The organism is Veillonella orientalis, assembly GCF_018406505.1.
In the GTDB taxonomy this organism is placed as follows: Bacteria; Bacillota; Negativicutes; order Veillonellales; family Veillonellaceae; genus Veillonella; species Veillonella nakazawae.
The window spans coordinates 1,490,189-1,507,500 of the sequence record NZ_AP022322.1 but is presented as its reverse complement, the minus strand read 5'-3'; the positions used below and the strand labels follow the sequence as shown (position 1 = coordinate 1,507,500).

Here is a 17,312-nt window from a genome sequence, read left to right as displayed (position 1 = left end):
ATGGCTATGTAGATAACTATAAAAATGTATTGCCTATTTTAAAGGAATACAATATGAAGGCTACCTTGTTTATGATTAGTGATGCAGCTAATACACCTGGTTTTGTTTCTACAGAACAAATGCACCAAATGGAAGTGGGCGGATTTGATATTCAAGGTCATACAAACCATCATAAAATTTTAACCAAGATTGACCCTACTGAATTACCAGATGCTCTTCTTGGTGGGAAGACCTCTTTAGAGGGAATTTTGGGCGAGCCTATTGATTATCTTGCTTATCCTGGTGGGTTTAATGATATGCTCGTTCAATATGTAACTAAGCAGTCTGGTTATAAAATGGCTTTCACAGTACAACCAGGCACAGTACAGCCAGGTGATAATCTATATGCTTTAAATCGATTGGCTATATTCCAAGGTGATACACCATATCTATCATTCTGGTTACGCCTACATTGTGCGCCATTTATTCATTATACATGGTCATTACGTGATTTTTTACGCGATAATGGATGGCCTACATTAGCATCTATTATTCCGTTATTCTAGGAGGAACTATGTCTTACGAAGTTGTAGCAAGACCTTTACGCGTTGCTATTTTAACAGTTTCTGATACTCGCACCTTTGAAACTGATAAAGGCGGTAATAAAGTACAAGAATTTTTAGAACAAGCAGAACATGTCGTGGCAGATCGTAAAATTGTTATTGATGATTATAATGAAATCCGAAATGCAATGATACCATGGTGTAATGATGAATCTATTGATGTTATCATCTCTACAGGTGGTACGGGAATTGCTAAGCGGGATGTAACAATTGAAGCGGCAAATAGTCTCTATGAGAAACATATCCCTGGTTTTGGCGAAATTTTTAGATATTTGTCTTATACAGAGGATATTGGTACTAAGGCGATGGCATCTCGGGCAGAAGCGGGGGTCAATAATAATACCTTGATGTTCTCTGTTCCAGGCTCTGTAGGTGCCGTTACTTTGGCGATGAGTAAACTTATTATTCCTGAAATGGCACATCTCGTACGAGAAATTACAAAATAATCTATAAAGACTGCTCATACGTGGGCAGTCTTTTTTGATAATATAAATCAAAAAATGATTTTGTGGACATAAAAATATTCAGGTATAACCTAATTTATAGGCTTAAAATCTATATATGTTAATTCTCAATAAATAAAACAATACCATTGCAGTATTGTTTTATTTCGATTATACTAGATTTAGTAATACGTTTGTCCGAGTGCACGAGAAAGGAGACCTTATGAAGTTAAATCAGGCCACGGATTATGCATTTCGCATGGTCTTACATATGGCGCTCTTACCTTCGGGAACGAAGCTAACGGGTTCTGTATTGGCTGAGCAAGAATTGATTCCAGAACGATTTTTGCTCAAGATTATGCGTAGTCTCATTGCAGCTGGGATTATGAAATCCTTTCGTGGTGTAGATGGTGGGTTTGCCCTCAATCGAGACCCTCAAGAGATTTCATTGCTCGATGTAATTAGAGCGGTAGAAGGGGATGCGTATTTACAACGGTGTTTATATGATGTAGGTTCTTGCTCTAAGTCTTGTATGGGACATTGTGCTATCAATGAAGCGATGGGAACAATTCAGGATCAATTAATCAATCAGTTGGAGCTGGTTAACTTTAAAACTCTTGCCCAACGTGAACAGTTGATTGCGTCTGAAGCGTTGCCATATTCACAAGCGCAATGATACAAGGTTTATAGCGAAAGCTCATCAAGTGATGTAGGTATTTTATTCTAAGGAGGAAAACACATGTTTGAAGCTGTAGATTTAGCTCGATTACAATTTGCGCTAACATCTATCTATCACTGGTTGTTTGTGCCGTTCACACTAGGCATGACAGTGACTGTAGCTATCTTGGAGTGGACATATGTGTCTACTGGTAAAGAAGTATACAAAAAAATGGCAAAATTCTGGGGCAAATTGTTCCTAATTAACTTTGCTATGGGTGTGGTAACTGGTATTGTTCAGGAATTCCATTTCGGTATGAACTGGGCAGAATATTCTCGTTTTATGGGTGACATTTTCGGCGCTCCATTGGCCCTTGAAGCATTAATGGCATTTTTCTTGGAATCTACATTCATGGGTGTATGGATCTTCGGTTGGGACCGTTTGAATAAAACTGTTCACGCTCTTGTAGCTACGTTGGTGGCATTAGGTACAAACCTATCCGCATTCTGGATTCTCGTAGCAAACTCCTTCATGCAACATCCTGTAGGTTATGTAATCCGTAATGGCCGTGCAGAAATGGATAATTTCTTAACAATTGTTCAAAATGGTTATGTACCAGGCCAATTCTTCCATATCGTGTTAAATGGTTTATTAACAGCAGGCGTAATTATCATGGCCATCAGTGCTTGGCACTTATTGCGCAACAATGCGACAGACTTCTACCGTCGTTCTGCTAAATGGGGCATGGTTATTGCTCTTGTATTCGGTACTTTAGGCGCTTTGGCAGGTCATCATCAAGGTCAATACATTACAAAAGTACAACCTATGAAAATGGCTGCTATGGAAGCATTGTGGGAAACACAAGATCCTGCTCCATTCTCTTTGGTAGCTAACATTGATACTAAAGCTCAAAAGAATACGGGCGCACTTGAAATCCCTGGTGGTTTGTCCTTCTTAACTCAAAACTCCTTTACTTCTGGTAAAGTAGAAGGTATTAAAGATCTTCAAGCCAAATCCGAGGCTCAATACGGTCCTGGTAACTATATTCCAGATGTTCCAGCAATCTTCTGGACATTCCGTGTCATGGTTGCAGCTGGTTCCATTATGTTGCTTGTTGCATTCGTAGGTCTTATCCTTAATGCAAAAGACAAATTGGTTGGAAATCGCACATTCTTAAAAATTATGTTCTGGACATTGCCATTGCCATTCATTGCTCATTCCACAGGTTGGTTTGTAGCAGAAGCAGGTCGTCAACCATGGCTTGTAAATGGCTTGCAATTAACTGTAGACGGTGCTTCTAAATCCGTTACAGCTCCAGAAATTATGACTACTATCATCGGCTTCACAGTTGTGTATATCGTAGCAGCTATTGCAGCTCTCTACCTTGCTGTAGAACACATCAAAAAAGGTCCAGATGGCAATCCATCTCACGATGTAGTTGAAAAAGAGGAGGCGAGATTATGGAATTAATTTTTAATAACCTTGAAGTGGTATGGTTTATTTTAATTACTGTACTATTCGCTGGCTTCTTCTTATTAGAAGGTTTTGACTATGGTACTGGTATTTTATTACCATTCATCGGTAAAACTGACGTTGAACGTCGTCAAATGATCAATGCCTTGGGTCCTGTTTGGGATGGTAACGAGGTATGGATGATCACTGCTGGTGGTGCATTATTTGCATCCTTCCCTCATGTATATGCTACGTTGTTTAGTGGTTTCTATTTAGCGTTATTCTTAATGCTTGCGGCTCTTATTATCCGTGGCGTATCTTTTGAATTCCGCTCCAAGAGCCCTAACTTGTTATGGCGTAAAACTTTTGACTACTGCATCTTCTTTGGTTCCTTGATTCCTGCATTGTTGTGGGGCGTTACAGTTGGTAACTTGATTCAAGGTACTCCAATTGATGCAAGCATGACATATGTAGGCACATTCTTTGATTTGTTAAGCCCATACACAGTACTTTGTGGCATTGCGTTTATCTTGGTATTCACATACCATGGTGGCTTGTTCACTTCTATCAAAACTGCTGGTGCTGTTTCTGAACGCGCTCGTGCAGCTTCCTTAGTAGTAGGTGTTCCTACAGCTATCGGTGCATTAGCATTGGTAGGTGCAACTTATGTATTTACAGATTTGTTTAACTCTGTATTAGCAATTATTTGCTTTGCGTTGGCAATCGTGTTCTTCCTCATTTCTTGGGGCGCAACACGTACTCGTAATACAAAATTGGGCTTTGTATTCAGCTCCTTATCCGTTATTTCTGTAACGGCTGCTTACTTTGCTGGTTTGTTCCCTCGCATCATGGTTTCTTCTTTGAATCCTGAGTGGAGCTTAACTATTGCAAATGCAAGTAACTCTACTTACACATTGACATTGATGACTTGTGTAGCCTTTGTATTTGTGCCAATTATCTTGGCTTACCAAATCTGGGTATACTGGACATTCCGTCATCGTGTATCTGAAAAAGACTTACACTATTAATAGAATAGCTTTATAACTCTGGTGAGTTGTAAAATTTAGGTCTCAATGTGAGGCGTGTCGTAGCGGCACGCCTCTTTTTTGTGGTAAGATGGATATGATATTGATAAATTTAGATTCACTTGTGCTAACTTAGATTATATTTAAATAAAATTTAATTTAGACTTAGTTAGGGGTAGTCTAATCGATTTAATTTTATATTCTTAATAGTTTTACCGTAGAGGATACTATGATACAGCGTACTGCTTTTAAAGCGCTGCTAGAACATAAAGGTCAGCTATTACTACTAGGATTAACCTGTTTAGTAGAGAGTTTGGCTATTGTTGGGCAAGCTTGGTTCTTTGGAACCTTAATTAATAATTTTATATTTTCAGAGAATACCTTACATGATGAAAGGTATACTATTATTTATTTAGGTATTGCTATTGTTGTAAGATTGCTTGCACATTACGTACAAGAATCCGTAGCAAATCGATTAGGTAGTGCGGTAAAAGCAACCTTTAGAGAACGGGCCTTAGAGCATATGTTTAAACTTGGTGTGCAACATAAGGAACGCCATGGCGATGTGATACATATGCTTACTGATGGATTAGAGCAAGTAGATGCTTATGTAGCTCGTTATATTCCTCAAATTCTATATGCTATTATGATTCCTCTTATTATGGGGATTGCTATTGTAGATACATTACCTATTATTGGTATCATTCTAATTATCACCGTACCATTAATTCCATTCTTTATGATCTTAATTGGTAAGCAAGCGGATCGTCTTAATAAAGAACAGTGGGAGCGTATGAGCTTCTTATCTGGTCATTTTCTTGATGTATTGCAAGGTATTACAACATTAAAACTTTTTGGACGTGCAAAGGATCAAATTAAGGTTATTGCTCGTTTATCTGAGGAGTTTAAAGACTCTACATTACGAGTATTGCGTGTGGCGTTTTTATCTGCTCTAGTTCTTGAGCTCGTAAGTACTATTAGTACAGCATTGATTGCGGTATACCTGGGCTTAACATTATTGGATGGTGAAATCTCATTCTTTTCAGCTTTCTTTATTTTGCTATTAGCGCCAGAGTTCTATACGCCATTTAGACAATTGGGGGCTGCCTTTCATACGGGTATGGCAGGTAAGACCTCGATTTTAAAATACGAAGAGTTTATGAATCGCCAGCCATCGTTGCCTATAGGTGGTCAATCTCAACTTAAAGGTAAGGTACAAGCAATTGAAATTAAGGACTTAACTTTTACCTATGAAGATAGTGAAAATGGTGTACAACATATTTCATTAGAGGCTAAACGTAATTCTCCGATCATGCTTGTTGGTGAAAGTGGGGCAGGGAAATCTACAATTGCCCATATTATTGGGGGATTTTTAACTGCTCCTAAAGGCAGTGTTACTATAGATGGTCTTGATCTATGTGACATCGATATTGAGTGGTGGCGCCAACAAATTACCTATGTATCTCAACATCCACATATTATGAAAGGAACTTTGCGTGACGTATTATCCTTTGGGATGAATGTAAGTGATGAAGAGATTATAGAAGCTTGTAAAGAGGTACAGCTACTAGATGTGATCAATAGACAACAAGATGGACTAGATACTGTTATTGGTGAAGGTGGCTTGGGTCTGAGTGGTGGCGAACGTCAACGGGTTGCCTTAGTACGTGCATTTTTACGAAAGGGCCAAGTGTTAATTCTCGATGAGGTGACGGCACATCTTGATGTAAAAACAGAAGCTATTATAAGTAGTGCTATCAAACGTTTGATGGATAATAAAATCGTCATTATCATTGGTCATCGTCTACAAACGATGCATTGGGCATCTACACTATACGTTTTGAAACATGGACGTATTATTCAACAAGGTTCTTATGTGAAGCTTCTCGCAGTAGATGGTTATTTTAAGGACCTTGTTACCTCTGGTTTAGGTGAATTTTCTTCAACTATTGAAGAACAATTAAAAACAGAAAAGTCATTTAGCTTAGAACATAGAGAAGAAATTGATAATTTAATTCGGGTAGATAATCAAGATGCTTACGTATTGGGGAAAGATACAATACAGACTCCTGAGGTTTCAACTTCTAAGCTGGGCATACAAGGATGGAAATTATTATTTACTGTGCTGAGCCCTGCAAAGTGGTCGTTAGTATTAGCTTTGATTTTTACATTCTTAACGGTATTTATGAATGTGGGCTTATTAACTGTATCTGCGTGGTTATTGGCATCAGCTGCATTGCAACCGGGACTTACTTATTTGAGCCTTGCTATTGTGGGCGTCCGCTTCTTTGGTGTTAGTCGTGCTGTATGTCGTTATTTTGAACGGTATACATCTCATCGTATGGCGTTCCAAGGTCTGTATGGTTTGCGTATATGGTTTTATGCTCATTTAGAACCATTGGCGCCGGCTATTCTTAAACGTTTTGGTGCAGGGGATATGCTAGGCCGCATTATGGGAGATATAGAGGTACTACAATTTTTCTACTTGCGTACGTTGATTCCGCCTGCAGCAGCCATTGCTTTAACTATTTTAGTTGCCTATGGTGTATCTACGATTGATAATAGTTTGGTTGCGCCTATAGTTTTAGCAGCCCTTGTATTAGGTCTAGTTTTACCTTTAGGTGTATATGCTCATAACAAACAATCGTTGACGGCGATTGGACCTCAACAAGGGGAATATAAATCCCTATTAAGTGATACCATGGATAGCTTGGAGGATGTCATTAGCTACGGCAATGAACAGTTAGTATACGATCGTATTCAACATATGATGAGTACTATAGATGCTAATAAAGGTATTATTGAGCGAGGCATGAACTTAGGCAATACGCTGTTCCTAGGTGGAGTTCAAATTACAGTTGTCATTGTAGCCATATTGGCAGCCAATGCGTTGACCGGAGCTTGGGCCAGTGTTATGGTAGCAGTTGCTGCTATTGGTACACAAGCTTGGTTTGAGGCCTTACAACCTATGATCGCTGCCGTTCATCATGGTGCTGAAAGTAAAGTGGCTACGAGTCGTCTCACAGCACTTGCAGATGAGCCAATTTCAGTAGTAGAACCAAACGCACCAAAACCATTTAATGCTAATCGAGAGATTACTTTTTCTGATGTATCCTTTGGTTATGATCCGCATCGTCGTATTTATGAACATCTTAGATTAGACATTAAACAAGGTCAATCGATTGCTATTGTTGGCGCTAGTGGATCTGGTAAGACTACATTGTTTAATATGCTTGAGCGATTATATGACTACAGTGGCTCAATCTATGTTGGTGATGTAGAGTTAAAGGATATTTCTATCGATACATGGCGTAATGCTTTAGGCACGATAACGCAAGATACATATATTTTCCATGCGTCCTTTGCAGATAATATTCGACTGGCAAGACCGGATGCCTCAGAAGCTGATTTAGAGTATGCTATTGATCGTGCTTCGTTGCGCTCTGTAGTGGAACGCTTGCCAGATGGTATTCATACGATTGTTGGTAGTGGTGGTCATGGTCTAAGTGGTGGCGAACGACAACGGGTTGCTTTAGCTCGACTATTCTTGCGAAAACCTCAAGTTGTTTTGTTAGATGAACCATTAGAAGGTTTAGACCAAGTAACGAGGAAGGCTCTGCATCGTGATTTGATGGAATATGTACAGGATAAAACATGCTTATATATTACACATCAGTTAGAAGGATTAGAGCATATGGACCGTATCTTATTTATGGATAAAGGTCAAATTATAGAAGATGGAACTTACGAAGAATTAATTGCCCTTCGTGGTCATTTCTATGAATATTGTTATCTATCCATGGCAAGTATTCAATAAAAATAAATATCAGTTAAACTATCTATTATAAATACTAAATTATAATAGCATGAATGTTAAACTACAGTAATAAAGCTCCTTTTACTATGTAAAAGGGGCTTTATGTATACCTATATTTAATAGTATATGTAGTAGTCTTTTATCGATAAATCATGCAATATATGGTATAATTTGTATATCAAAAGCTGTTTTTTACCCTTGGAGGGATTATGACTAAAATCTTCACCAAATTACGAGCATTGGTGGATGAAGCATTATCTGATAGTGATACGACGGTGAAAAAGGTAAGCCCTGTTCAACAAGTACCTTTAGAACAAGATTTATTTGATCATCGTTTGTTATCTATAGAAGAAGACGTGGTTAATCGCATGTTGCGTGCTGCTCTTCGGAATCATAAGTTCTTTTATTCTATAACTTTTGAGTTTGAACCAAATAATCAAATATTCCTATCCATTATTACTAAATGGGGGAATGTGATTACCGCTGAATTTACTTTAGAAGACTTATGGTTTGATGATTACTCATCATCCTTTGCAATTCGGCTCGATACAGAGAATTTAGATACGGGTGGATTTATTTTAAATTCCATCTTACACTTACTAGGTAACTGGTTCCTTAGTCTTTTTGGCATCTTTTTTAATCCTATTGCATTAGGCGAAAAGGGATCTACCGTACGCTTTGAAAAAAAAGGTATTATTCGCTTTGATTTAATACCCAATACGCAACTTAAAAAGTTTATACCTTTGCCAGAACGCTCCATAGGGAGTGTAGGCCCTGTACTTTTAGCTAATCCTCAAACTAGTCAATCGGTATTGCAAATAGATTATTATGCATTTCATGATCCAGTAGATACATTTACGGTGCCAGATGTTCCAATTCGTACTAGTTGGCTTCGATCCATTGATATTGCGGCAGTGCTCTTGATGCCGATCGGTGTATGGCTTACCTTTATCTTTGCGCATCATTACTTACCAACTGAAACACTAGAGTTTTCATTCTCTACATATTTCTTAATATCTTTGGGGATTTTTATTCTTTCTTTACTACTAATGAATACACCACGATATTTATATATGTATTTTGACTCTAGAAAACAGTGGCAAAGTGCGTTTGTTCATAACAATATCAAGATTCAAATGCGCAAGCTCCATCGGCGCATCTTCATGCAGCAAGCTACCTTGACCTCTGATAGCGGCGAGTGTAATGCCGCTGAAGGTCAAGAACGTATTAAACGTTTATTGTTGCAAATCCGGGATAAGCGCTTCCTAGAAAATAGACTTAAGATTTCTGATGATGATAGAGCGCGCAAACAAAAGGTTAAGTTTATCATTGCTTATATCCTTTGCACTATAATAGAGTTGATATTATTGACTTAAGTTTGTAAAGAATCAGGTTGAAACTCTCTTAAATTATTTATGGTATAGTTATTAAGGTAATAAAGAACTATATATAATAAGACATGTGATAAATAAAAAACGTATCTCTTTATGAAGAGATACGTTTTTTATTTATTAATTTGTTATCGTTTTTTACGTCGTTTACGCACCGTTTTGCGGATTTCTTTTTCCCTATGTGATATGGACGGTTGCATTGACTCATAAGTTGGTCGATTTACAGGCATAAATGGTGGGTTACCATATTGATTCGGTTCTGGCTGACCAGGCAATACCCAAAATAGGAAGCCTATGAGCCATACGAAAAGTTCAAGCAAGTAATTGAATGGCGATACAGCAGAATAGGTATTGATGAAAATGATGATTACCGACCATAGAATCCCTGCCCAAGCATTAAAGCCGATATCATGAATACGACGGCCAAATAAGATGCAGGATAATGGGAATAAGGATGCTAATAAAATCCATATAACAACCCTTGTAAACCAATAGGCAGGTAAAGAAACAACAAAGTCCAAGAATACATCATCAATGTAGTGAACGATGTGGAATAAAATCATTAAAACAATGAAGCATATGATAAATTGTAGTCGATTTAACCGTCCCGTTAGATTAAAAATCGATAATCCCATACGTCGGCCTTGGAATGCAATGAGCAAACCGACAGTACATATGAGTAGTGTTCGTAATACAACATAGAGTAAATCCATAAGTTCCCCTTTATTTATAGCTTATAGTTGAGTTAATTCTGGCAAGACTAGCTCAAAGGCTACACCTTGCTTCATTGATTTTACAGTATCCACTGTGGCTTGAATCGCCTTGGTAGTAAAATTCATTGCTAACTCTGCTGCATCATACGGTGAGTATCCCCTCATTACTGCACCAGATAATACAGCAGTAAAGATATCCCCAGTTCCTGTAGCTTTCACAGGGATAAGAGGAATATCATAAGTTTTTAAATAATCAGTTGGTCCATCATAGACCGCGATAACCGCATGTGTTTCAGATGGTACGCTGGTCATGATAACCATGTCAGGACCCATTTGATGTAATCTCTTGCAACGATCGCGTAATTCATCATCGCTAATAGGATCTGTAGAGAATGGAATATCTAATAAGAAACAAGCTTCCGTGTAATTAGGCTTTACAATGTGAGCTTTGGAAACAAGTTTGCGCATAGCTACTACCATATCAGGTGTATAAATCGAGTAGAGGCGACCATCATCGGCCATAGCAGGATCGACGATAATCATTTGGCCCTTATTACCGAAGCGATCGATGGCTTCTTCCACGAGATGAATTTGTTCTGGGGATGCTAAAAAACCACTTACAATGGCGTGAAAGTCGATTTCGTTTTTATCCCAGCAGTCCATAAAATCTCTCATATGTGCCGATAAATCTACAAACTCGTAGTGTGGATATTCTAAATGATTACTCAATACAGCTGTTGCCAATGGAACCGCTTGGCAACGCATAGCGCTGATGATTGGAATCATAACGGTTAGGGCACAACGGCCGATGGAGCTCATGTCTTGAATTGTTAAGACTCTAGGTACTTCTGTCATAGACACCTCCAAAATATTATATATTTTATTGTACGTTATGTAGGGCGTTCTGTAAATGTAATGATGTAATTCATGAAATTAACTTCATAATGTAGTATAATAAAACAGATAGACTTTTTATGGAGGATAGTGACAATGACAAGGTATGTGTTTCGACGTCTAGGTGGCGCAATCATAATCTTATGGGTCATCATTACCGTAACATTTGCATTAATGCATGCAATTCCGGGGGGACCTTTTACAACTGAGAAGAAATTACCACCTCAGGTGAAAGCAAGTATTGAAGCAAAGTATCATCTTGATGATCCTGTGTGGAAGCAGTATGGTGATTATTTAGGTGGTGTTATTACTGGTGATCTAGGACCATCATACAAGTATGAAGGCCGTAGTGTAAACGATATTATCAGCGATGCATTCCCGATTTCTGCTCAACTCGGCTTATTATCATTAATGGTGGCTGTAGTAGGTGGCATTGCAGCCGGTGCTATTAGTGCTATGCGCCCTAATGGTATCGTTGATTATGCGGTAACCATATTATCTACAATTGGTATTTCTGTGCCTACCTTTATTATTGGTGCCGTTCTTGTATATGTGGTGGGCTTTGAGCTGGGCTGGTTCCCAGTGGCCTTATGGCGTGGTCCATCTTATATGGTGCTACCAGTATTAACGTTAGCTGCACAACCGATGGCATTCATTGCACGTTTAACACGCAGTGGGTTGCTTGATGTGTACCAACAAGAATACATCCGTACAGCTCGCGCCAAAGGCTTGAGTTCTTGGACTATTTTGACACGTCATGCGTTAGGGAATGCTATTTTGCCAGTTATTACCTATTTGGGCCCATTGGCTGCCAGCCTTTTGACAGGTAGCTTTATCGTAGAAACGATTTTTGCTATTCCAGGCCTTGGACAGTATTTCGTAACATCTATTTATAACCGCGACTATACGGTTATCCTTGGCATTACGATTTTCTATAGTGCTCTTGTAGTATTTCTTAATATCTTGGTGGATATGATTTATCCATTAATTGATCCACGTGTTACGACAGAGGAGGGGACAGATGAATAAGGAAGATTTTTTACCTATTGAGCGAACCCCTCAAGAAGAAATTACAAGCTTTATAAAACGTCCTAGTAAATGGGCGAGATTTAAGGTAAATCGCTTGGCCGTAGTAGGGGCAACCATCATTTTGGTGATGATTGTGTTGGCTATTTTAGGACCCCTAATTTCGCCGTATACCTATGCGGACCAATCCTTGATTGATGCGAACCAAAGCCCAAGCTTTAGTCATTGGTTTGGTACCGATACATTAGGTCGCGACATTTACACTCGCGTTATGTACGGTGCTCGTATTTCCTTAACCATCGGTTTTGTAGCGGCATTTATCAATCTTGTTATCGGCGTTACCTATGGCGGTATTGCAGGTTACCTTGGTGGTAAGGTTGACCGCATCATGATGGGGCTGGTAGATGTATTGTACGGTATTCCACTTTTACTGTATGTAATTTTGTTGATGGTTGTACTTGGCCCTGGCTTAACATCTATTTTCGTAGCATTGGGCATTGCGTACTGGCTGAATATGGCCCGTATCGTACGTAGCCAAATTTTAAAAGTTAAAAACGAAGAATATATCATTGCTGCTGAAGCGATGGGCATTCCGAAATATCGCATTTTATTGCGTCATATTTTGCCAAACTGTGTGGGACCAATCATCATTACTTTGACATTGGCCATCCCAGAGGCTATTTTTACAGAAGCATTCCTTAGTTTTATCGGCTTAGGTGTAAATGCACCTATGGCGAGCTGGGGTGTACTCGCTTCTGAAGGGATTAGTAGCATGCGCTCTTATCCGTTCCAATTGATTTTTCCTGCTGTTGCTATTAGTGTTACCATGCTTGGTTTCGCATTCCTTGGCGATGGCTTACGTAATGTGTTAGACCCTAAGGAAGGAGATAGATAATGAATAACGCAATTGTTGATGTGCGCAATGTGTCCATTACCATCGATACCTTCCAAGGCCCTTTACGGGTTATTCGCAATCAAGATATCTCCTTACAACCAGGTGAGATTTTAGGTATTGTTGGTGAATCCGGCTGTGGTAAATCTGTGCTAGTTAATTCCTTAATGGGATTACTACCATATGGTAAAACAAAAATCAAAGCCGATACATTTATGATTGATGGCAATGATTGCCTTGAATTTACTGAAGATGACTGGAATGAACTCCGTGGTACTACTGTTGCTATGGTATTCCAAGATCCTATGACATCTTTGAATCCAATCATGACGATTGGGGAGCAAATGTATGAGGTTATCCATCGTACCAATGCATATGGTGAGGATTATGACGAACGAGCTATCGCCATCGACTTGTTAAAGAAGATGGGCCTTTCTACACCGGAAAGACGATTGTCTCAATATCCTCATGAGTTAAGTGGTGGTATGCGTCAACGCGTTTGTATCGCCATGGCTGTGGCGGGGCGTCCAAAGATTTTAATTTGCGATGAACCGACAACGGCTCTTGATATTACAACAGAGGCTCAAATCTTACGCCTTATGCAAACATTAGCTGTAGAGGCTGGTATTGGCATTATCTTTATTTCTCATAACTTACGCGTTATCGCTCAAATTTGCGACCGTGTTATGGTTATGTATGCTGGTAAATGTGTTGAATCTGCTACAGTGGAGGGCATCTTTAATGAACCTCGTCATCCGTACACATTAGGATTATTGCTCGCTCTGCCACAAGGTAAATGGCATGGTGAGTTAAAAGCCGTTGAAGGTCAACCGCCAGATTTGTTTGATTTGCCGCGAGGTTGTGCATTTAATCCACGGTGCAAGTGGGCTATGCGTATCTGTGGTAATCGGATTCCTATGATTACAAATGTTGGTGAGAATCATCAATTTACATGTTGGTTAGCTAAGTTGGAGGGACTTTAATGAGTTACGTATGGGAAACTGACAATCTCGTTAAAGAGTTCACTCTGTCAGGAGGCTTATTTAAGCCAAAACACACGGTACATGCTGTACAAGGCGTGAGCCTATATCAATCACCAGGGGAAACCCTTGGTATCGTAGGTGAGTCTGGATGTGGTAAATCCACATTTGGCTACACTTTGATGGGCTTACATCAGGCTACATCAGGTTCTATTTATATGAACGGTCGTCAGATTGATCCGTATGTGGAACGAAAAGCTGTTCATCCGGTGATGCAAATGGTATTCCAAAACCCTTATGCATCTCTTAATCCACGTCTTACAGTTAATGCGATTCTAGAGGAACCATTGGAGCTAGATCCAAAATATACACCTCGCGATCGTGTTATTCGTGTAAAAGAAGTACTTGATCAAGTTGGTTTGAACATGTCCTTTGGTGAGCGTTATGCTCATGAATTGTCAGGTGGCCAACGTCAACGTATCGGTATTGCACGGGCTCTCATTATGCAGCCACAGTGTATCATCTGTGATGAACCGATTTCAGCACTAGATGTATCCATTCAAGTACAAATTATGACCTTGCTTGAGAGATTACAAGAACAACATGGTATTTCGTACCTCTTTATTTCTCATGATTTAAATATGGTGCGCTACATCAGTCATCGCATGGTAGTTATGTATTTAGGGGCTGTTATGGAAGAAGGTCCAGCATTGGATTTATATGAATTCCCACAACATCCGTATACTCGTGCTTTGACGGCCTTAAACGGTCCTGTTATACCGCATGCTCCAATTGGAGCACCGCTTAAAGGGGACCCACCAAATCCACTAAATCCACCAAAAGGTTGTTTGTTTAGTGGTCGATGCCCAGAGGCAGAAGGTCGTTGCTTTACTGAACGTCCGCCTCTTCGTGATTGGGCAGATCGCCGCATCGCATGCTGGCACATATAATGGGAGAATAGTATGGAAAAGTTACTTGTTGGCAAGTCCTTAGAACATCAACTCGATACAGTCATAAAAGAATTAGCACCAAAGGGGAATATATCCTATGTAGTACTTCAATTTGACGATGAAGAGGAGCCGACTATTATTGCTTCTAAAGGGGAAGATACGGTACACTCTAGTGCAAGTTTGATTAAGGTACTCATTATGGAGTATGTATTCCATTTAGCTCGTACAGAGCAGTTGGATCTTAATGATACTGTTCCTCTATCTAGAACACCGCGTGTTGAAGGCGGTGGTGCATTACAAGAACTAGTAGCAAAGCATAGCTTTACGTATCTTGAGTTATGTCGTCTTATGATGGTTCTTAGCGATAATATGGCGACAAATTTACTCATTACTGTTCTAGGCATGGAGAATATCAATGCTCGTGCAGAACAGATTGGTGTAGATGAAATAGAACTCAATCGTATGATGATGGACTTTGACGCTCTAGCAGAAGGCCGGGATAACCATTTGACTGCATTGTCTTTAGCTCGCCTTTATAAACACATTTTTGAATGTCGCGATAGAGATGCTTATGGCCGAGAAATGTGGAATATTTTAGGTCGCCAACAATTCCGTGATATCTTGCCATTTTATTGGGGTGAAGATACCCGCTTTCACCATAAAACAGGATCCCTTGATCGTGTAGAGCACGATGGGGGCGTATTAGAAACATTTAGAGGTCATTTCTGCTTTATCCTCTTGATGAGCGATATCGATAATGACCGAGGTAAAGAGTTAGGCGCTCGAGTAGGGCGTATCATGAAAGAATTTGTAGAGGAAGCATTGCCATGATGGATAAACGAAATTTGTTAAAACTCATGGTCCTTGCTCTTGGGGTGAGTGTGCTCTTATTTGTATTTGGTTATCCTCGCGGGGAACAACCAATTGATGAGCATACCATTCGATATGTTATTGAGCAGGAACCATCCACATTGGATCCAGCAAAGTCTACTACCTCTCCGGAGCATACAGTTCAACTTCAATTATTTGACGGTTTAGTTCGTTTAAATGATGAAAGTGAACCAGAGGCAGCACTTGCTAAAAGCTGGGATATTTCTGATGATGGTCGCGAGTATACCTTCCATTTACGACCTGATTTGAAATGGTCTAATGGAGAGCCTTTGACGGCTCATGACTTTGAATACGCGTGGAAACGCGTATTAGACCCTGAAGTCCATGCGGACAATGCATATATGTTATATGTATTAAAAAATGGCGAAGCCTTTAATAATGGTGATGCTACAGCTGATGATGTTGGCGTTAAGGCCACTGATGATAATACATTAGTAGTTACTTTAGAGAATCCAACAGCATATTTCTTAAAATTACTAGCTTCTCATAGCTATTATCCAGTGAGCCAAAAAGCTGTAGAGGCTCATGAAAACTGGGCTGCTAATGCAGATACATTTGTATCTAATGGTCCATACCGCTTACTATCCTGGAAGCATAATGGAGAAATGGATTTCATTAAGAATCCTGACTATTGGGATGCAGATTCTGTGAAAACAGAGAAAATGAATTGGCCTATTAGTGAATCTCAAAGTACACGCCTTACATTGGTTGAAGGTGGCGAAGCAGATATGACGGTTGAGCCTCCTGTAGCGGACCAAAAACGCTTAGAAGAGGCAGGTCTATTACATATTGGACCTATGCTTGGTAACTATTATTACGTATTCAATGTGAAAGCAGAACCTTTCACAGATCCTGAGGTGCGTAAAGCTTTCTCCATGGTTATCAATCGTGCTAACATCGTTAACAATATTGTTCGCGGTGGTAAAGAGGCGGCCTATGCCTTTGTTCCTTACGGCATGCTTGAAAGTAATGGACGTGAAGATTTCCGTGAAGCGGGTAGCTATCTTGTTTATGAAGATGTAGAACAAGCTAAAGAAATCTTGAAAAACGCTGGCTATGATAAAAATCATCCATTGCCTCCAATTACGATTTTGTATAATACAAGTGAATTACATAAAGCGATTGCCGAAGCTGTACAAGATGCTTGGGTCAATGCATTTGGTGCAGATGTGCGCTTACAAAATCAAGAGACAAAGGTATTCTTAGCCGACCGCGAAGCTGGTAAATATCAAGTTGCTCGTGCTTCTTGGGTTGCGGATTACAGTGATCCACAAAACTTCTTAGAAGTATTTTCTGCTGAAGACAATGATAGTCAGTACCATAGTGATGATTATAACGAGTTAATCGCTCGTATTCGTACAACACCAAATGGGGCTGAACGGGATGCGTTGATGCATAAAGCAGAACAGATAATTTTTGATGAATCCCTAGTAATGCCATTGTATTTCACAACACAACCATATGTAACAAATGGAAGTATTCAAAATTATTTCTGGACTACATTGGGCCTTGTTGACTTTAAAAAAGCATACAAATAAGATACACTTAAGACGTACACTATGTGTACGTCTTTTGTTG

General features: G+C 39.4%; 15 protein-coding genes (1 of these 15 cut by a window edge). 13 read left to right on the top strand and 2 right to left on the bottom strand.

Annotated features, from left to right (window positions below):
- The 7 genes from VEIS1202513_RS06830 to VEIS1202513_RS06800 form a co-directional block, all read left to right on the top strand.
- Nucleotides 1-545, top strand: the 3' portion of a protein-coding gene (locus VEIS1202513_RS06830) for a polysaccharide deacetylase family protein (RefSeq protein ID WP_213467150.1). It extends 316 nt beyond the left edge of the window; only the last 545 of its 861 coding nucleotides appear in the window; its start codon lies beyond the left edge, outside the window; it ends in the stop codon at nucleotides 543-545.
- A gap of 8 nt (nucleotides 546-553) precedes the next feature.
- Entirely contained in the window at nucleotides 554-1,048 is a 495-nt protein-coding gene (locus VEIS1202513_RS06825; RefSeq protein ID WP_213467149.1) for a MogA/MoaB family molybdenum cofactor biosynthesis protein, read from the top strand.
- A 220-nt stretch (nucleotides 1,049-1,268) separates the two neighbouring features.
- Complete coding sequence (locus VEIS1202513_RS06820) at nucleotides 1,269-1,721, top strand: RrF2 family transcriptional regulator (RefSeq protein ID WP_156719683.1); 453 nt, start codon at nucleotides 1,269-1,271, stop codon at nucleotides 1,719-1,721.
- 63 nt (nucleotides 1,722-1,784) lie between these two features.
- Nucleotides 1,785-3,173, top strand: a complete 1,389-nt coding sequence (locus tag VEIS1202513_RS06815) for a cytochrome ubiquinol oxidase subunit I (RefSeq protein WP_060924990.1) — start codon at nucleotides 1,785-1,787, stop codon at nucleotides 3,171-3,173.
- A complete protein-coding gene (gene cydB, locus VEIS1202513_RS06810) occupies nucleotides 3,164-4,183 on the top strand; it encodes a cytochrome d ubiquinol oxidase subunit II (RefSeq protein ID WP_156719684.1) in 1,020 nt (339 codons plus the stop codon). The genes VEIS1202513_RS06815 and cydB overlap by 10 nt, the downstream gene beginning before the upstream one ends.
- Nucleotides 4,184-4,409: 226 nt before the next feature.
- Nucleotides 4,410-7,997 (top strand): thiol reductant ABC exporter subunit CydD, encoded by a 3,588-nt coding sequence (cydD, locus tag VEIS1202513_RS06805; RefSeq protein WP_213467148.1) that lies wholly within the window; start codon nucleotides 4,410-4,412, stop codon nucleotides 7,995-7,997.
- Nucleotides 7,998-8,206: 209 nt separating this feature from the next.
- Nucleotides 8,207-9,373 carry a hypothetical protein gene (locus tag VEIS1202513_RS06800; RefSeq protein WP_024066368.1) on the top strand — a complete coding sequence of 389 codons (1,167 nt, stop codon included), beginning with the start codon at nucleotides 8,207-8,209 and terminating at the stop codon, nucleotides 9,371-9,373.
- A 143-nt stretch (nucleotides 9,374-9,516) separates the two neighbouring features.
- Here VEIS1202513_RS06800 and VEIS1202513_RS06795 read toward each other — a convergent pair whose 3' ends face one another.
- Nucleotides 9,517-10,101: a DUF805 domain-containing protein gene (locus VEIS1202513_RS06795; protein ID WP_060924987.1), complete on the bottom strand. Its 585-nt coding sequence runs from the start codon at nucleotides 10,099-10,101 to the stop codon at nucleotides 9,517-9,519.
- Nucleotides 10,102-10,122: 21 nt separating this feature from the next.
- On the bottom strand, nucleotides 10,123-10,956 hold the full coding sequence (locus VEIS1202513_RS06790) for a pyridoxamine kinase (protein WP_213467147.1): 834 nt from the start codon (nucleotides 10,954-10,956) through the stop codon (nucleotides 10,123-10,125).
- Nucleotides 10,957-11,091: 135 nt separating this feature from the next.
- Between VEIS1202513_RS06790 and VEIS1202513_RS06785 the strand changes: the two genes are divergently transcribed.
- Genes VEIS1202513_RS06785 through VEIS1202513_RS06760 form a run of 6 tightly spaced genes read left to right on the top strand, consistent with a single transcriptional unit; the run spans nucleotide 11,092 to nucleotide 17,272 of the window.
- Nucleotides 11,092-12,024, top strand: coding sequence for an ABC transporter permease (locus VEIS1202513_RS06785; protein WP_060924985.1), 933 nt, complete (start codon nucleotides 11,092-11,094; stop codon nucleotides 12,022-12,024).
- The gene (locus tag VEIS1202513_RS06780) at nucleotides 12,017-12,916 is read left to right on the top strand and encodes an ABC transporter permease (RefSeq protein WP_024066371.1); all 900 of its coding nucleotides are present in this window, start codon (nucleotides 12,017-12,019) and stop codon (nucleotides 12,914-12,916) included. Before VEIS1202513_RS06785 ends, VEIS1202513_RS06780 begins: the two co-directional genes overlap by 8 nt.
- The gene (locus VEIS1202513_RS06775) at nucleotides 12,916-13,896 is read left to right on the top strand and encodes an ABC transporter ATP-binding protein (protein ID WP_213467146.1); all 981 of its coding nucleotides are present in this window, start codon (nucleotides 12,916-12,918) and stop codon (nucleotides 13,894-13,896) included. Before VEIS1202513_RS06780 ends, VEIS1202513_RS06775 begins: the two co-directional genes overlap by 1 nt.
- Nucleotides 13,896-14,843 carry an ABC transporter ATP-binding protein gene (locus VEIS1202513_RS06770; protein WP_213467145.1) on the top strand — a complete coding sequence of 316 codons (948 nt, stop codon included), beginning with the start codon at nucleotides 13,896-13,898 and terminating at the stop codon, nucleotides 14,841-14,843. Before VEIS1202513_RS06775 ends, VEIS1202513_RS06770 begins: the two co-directional genes overlap by 1 nt.
- A 12-nt stretch (nucleotides 14,844-14,855) precedes the next feature.
- A complete protein-coding gene (locus tag VEIS1202513_RS06765; RefSeq protein WP_213467144.1) occupies nucleotides 14,856-15,674 on the top strand; it encodes a serine hydrolase in 819 nt (272 codons plus the stop codon).
- Nucleotides 15,671-17,272, top strand: a complete 1,602-nt coding sequence (locus tag VEIS1202513_RS06760; protein ID WP_213467143.1) for a peptide ABC transporter substrate-binding protein — start codon at nucleotides 15,671-15,673, stop codon at nucleotides 17,270-17,272. The genes VEIS1202513_RS06765 and VEIS1202513_RS06760 overlap by 4 nt, the downstream gene beginning before the upstream one ends.
- Nucleotides 17,273-17,312 lie beyond the last annotated feature (40 nt).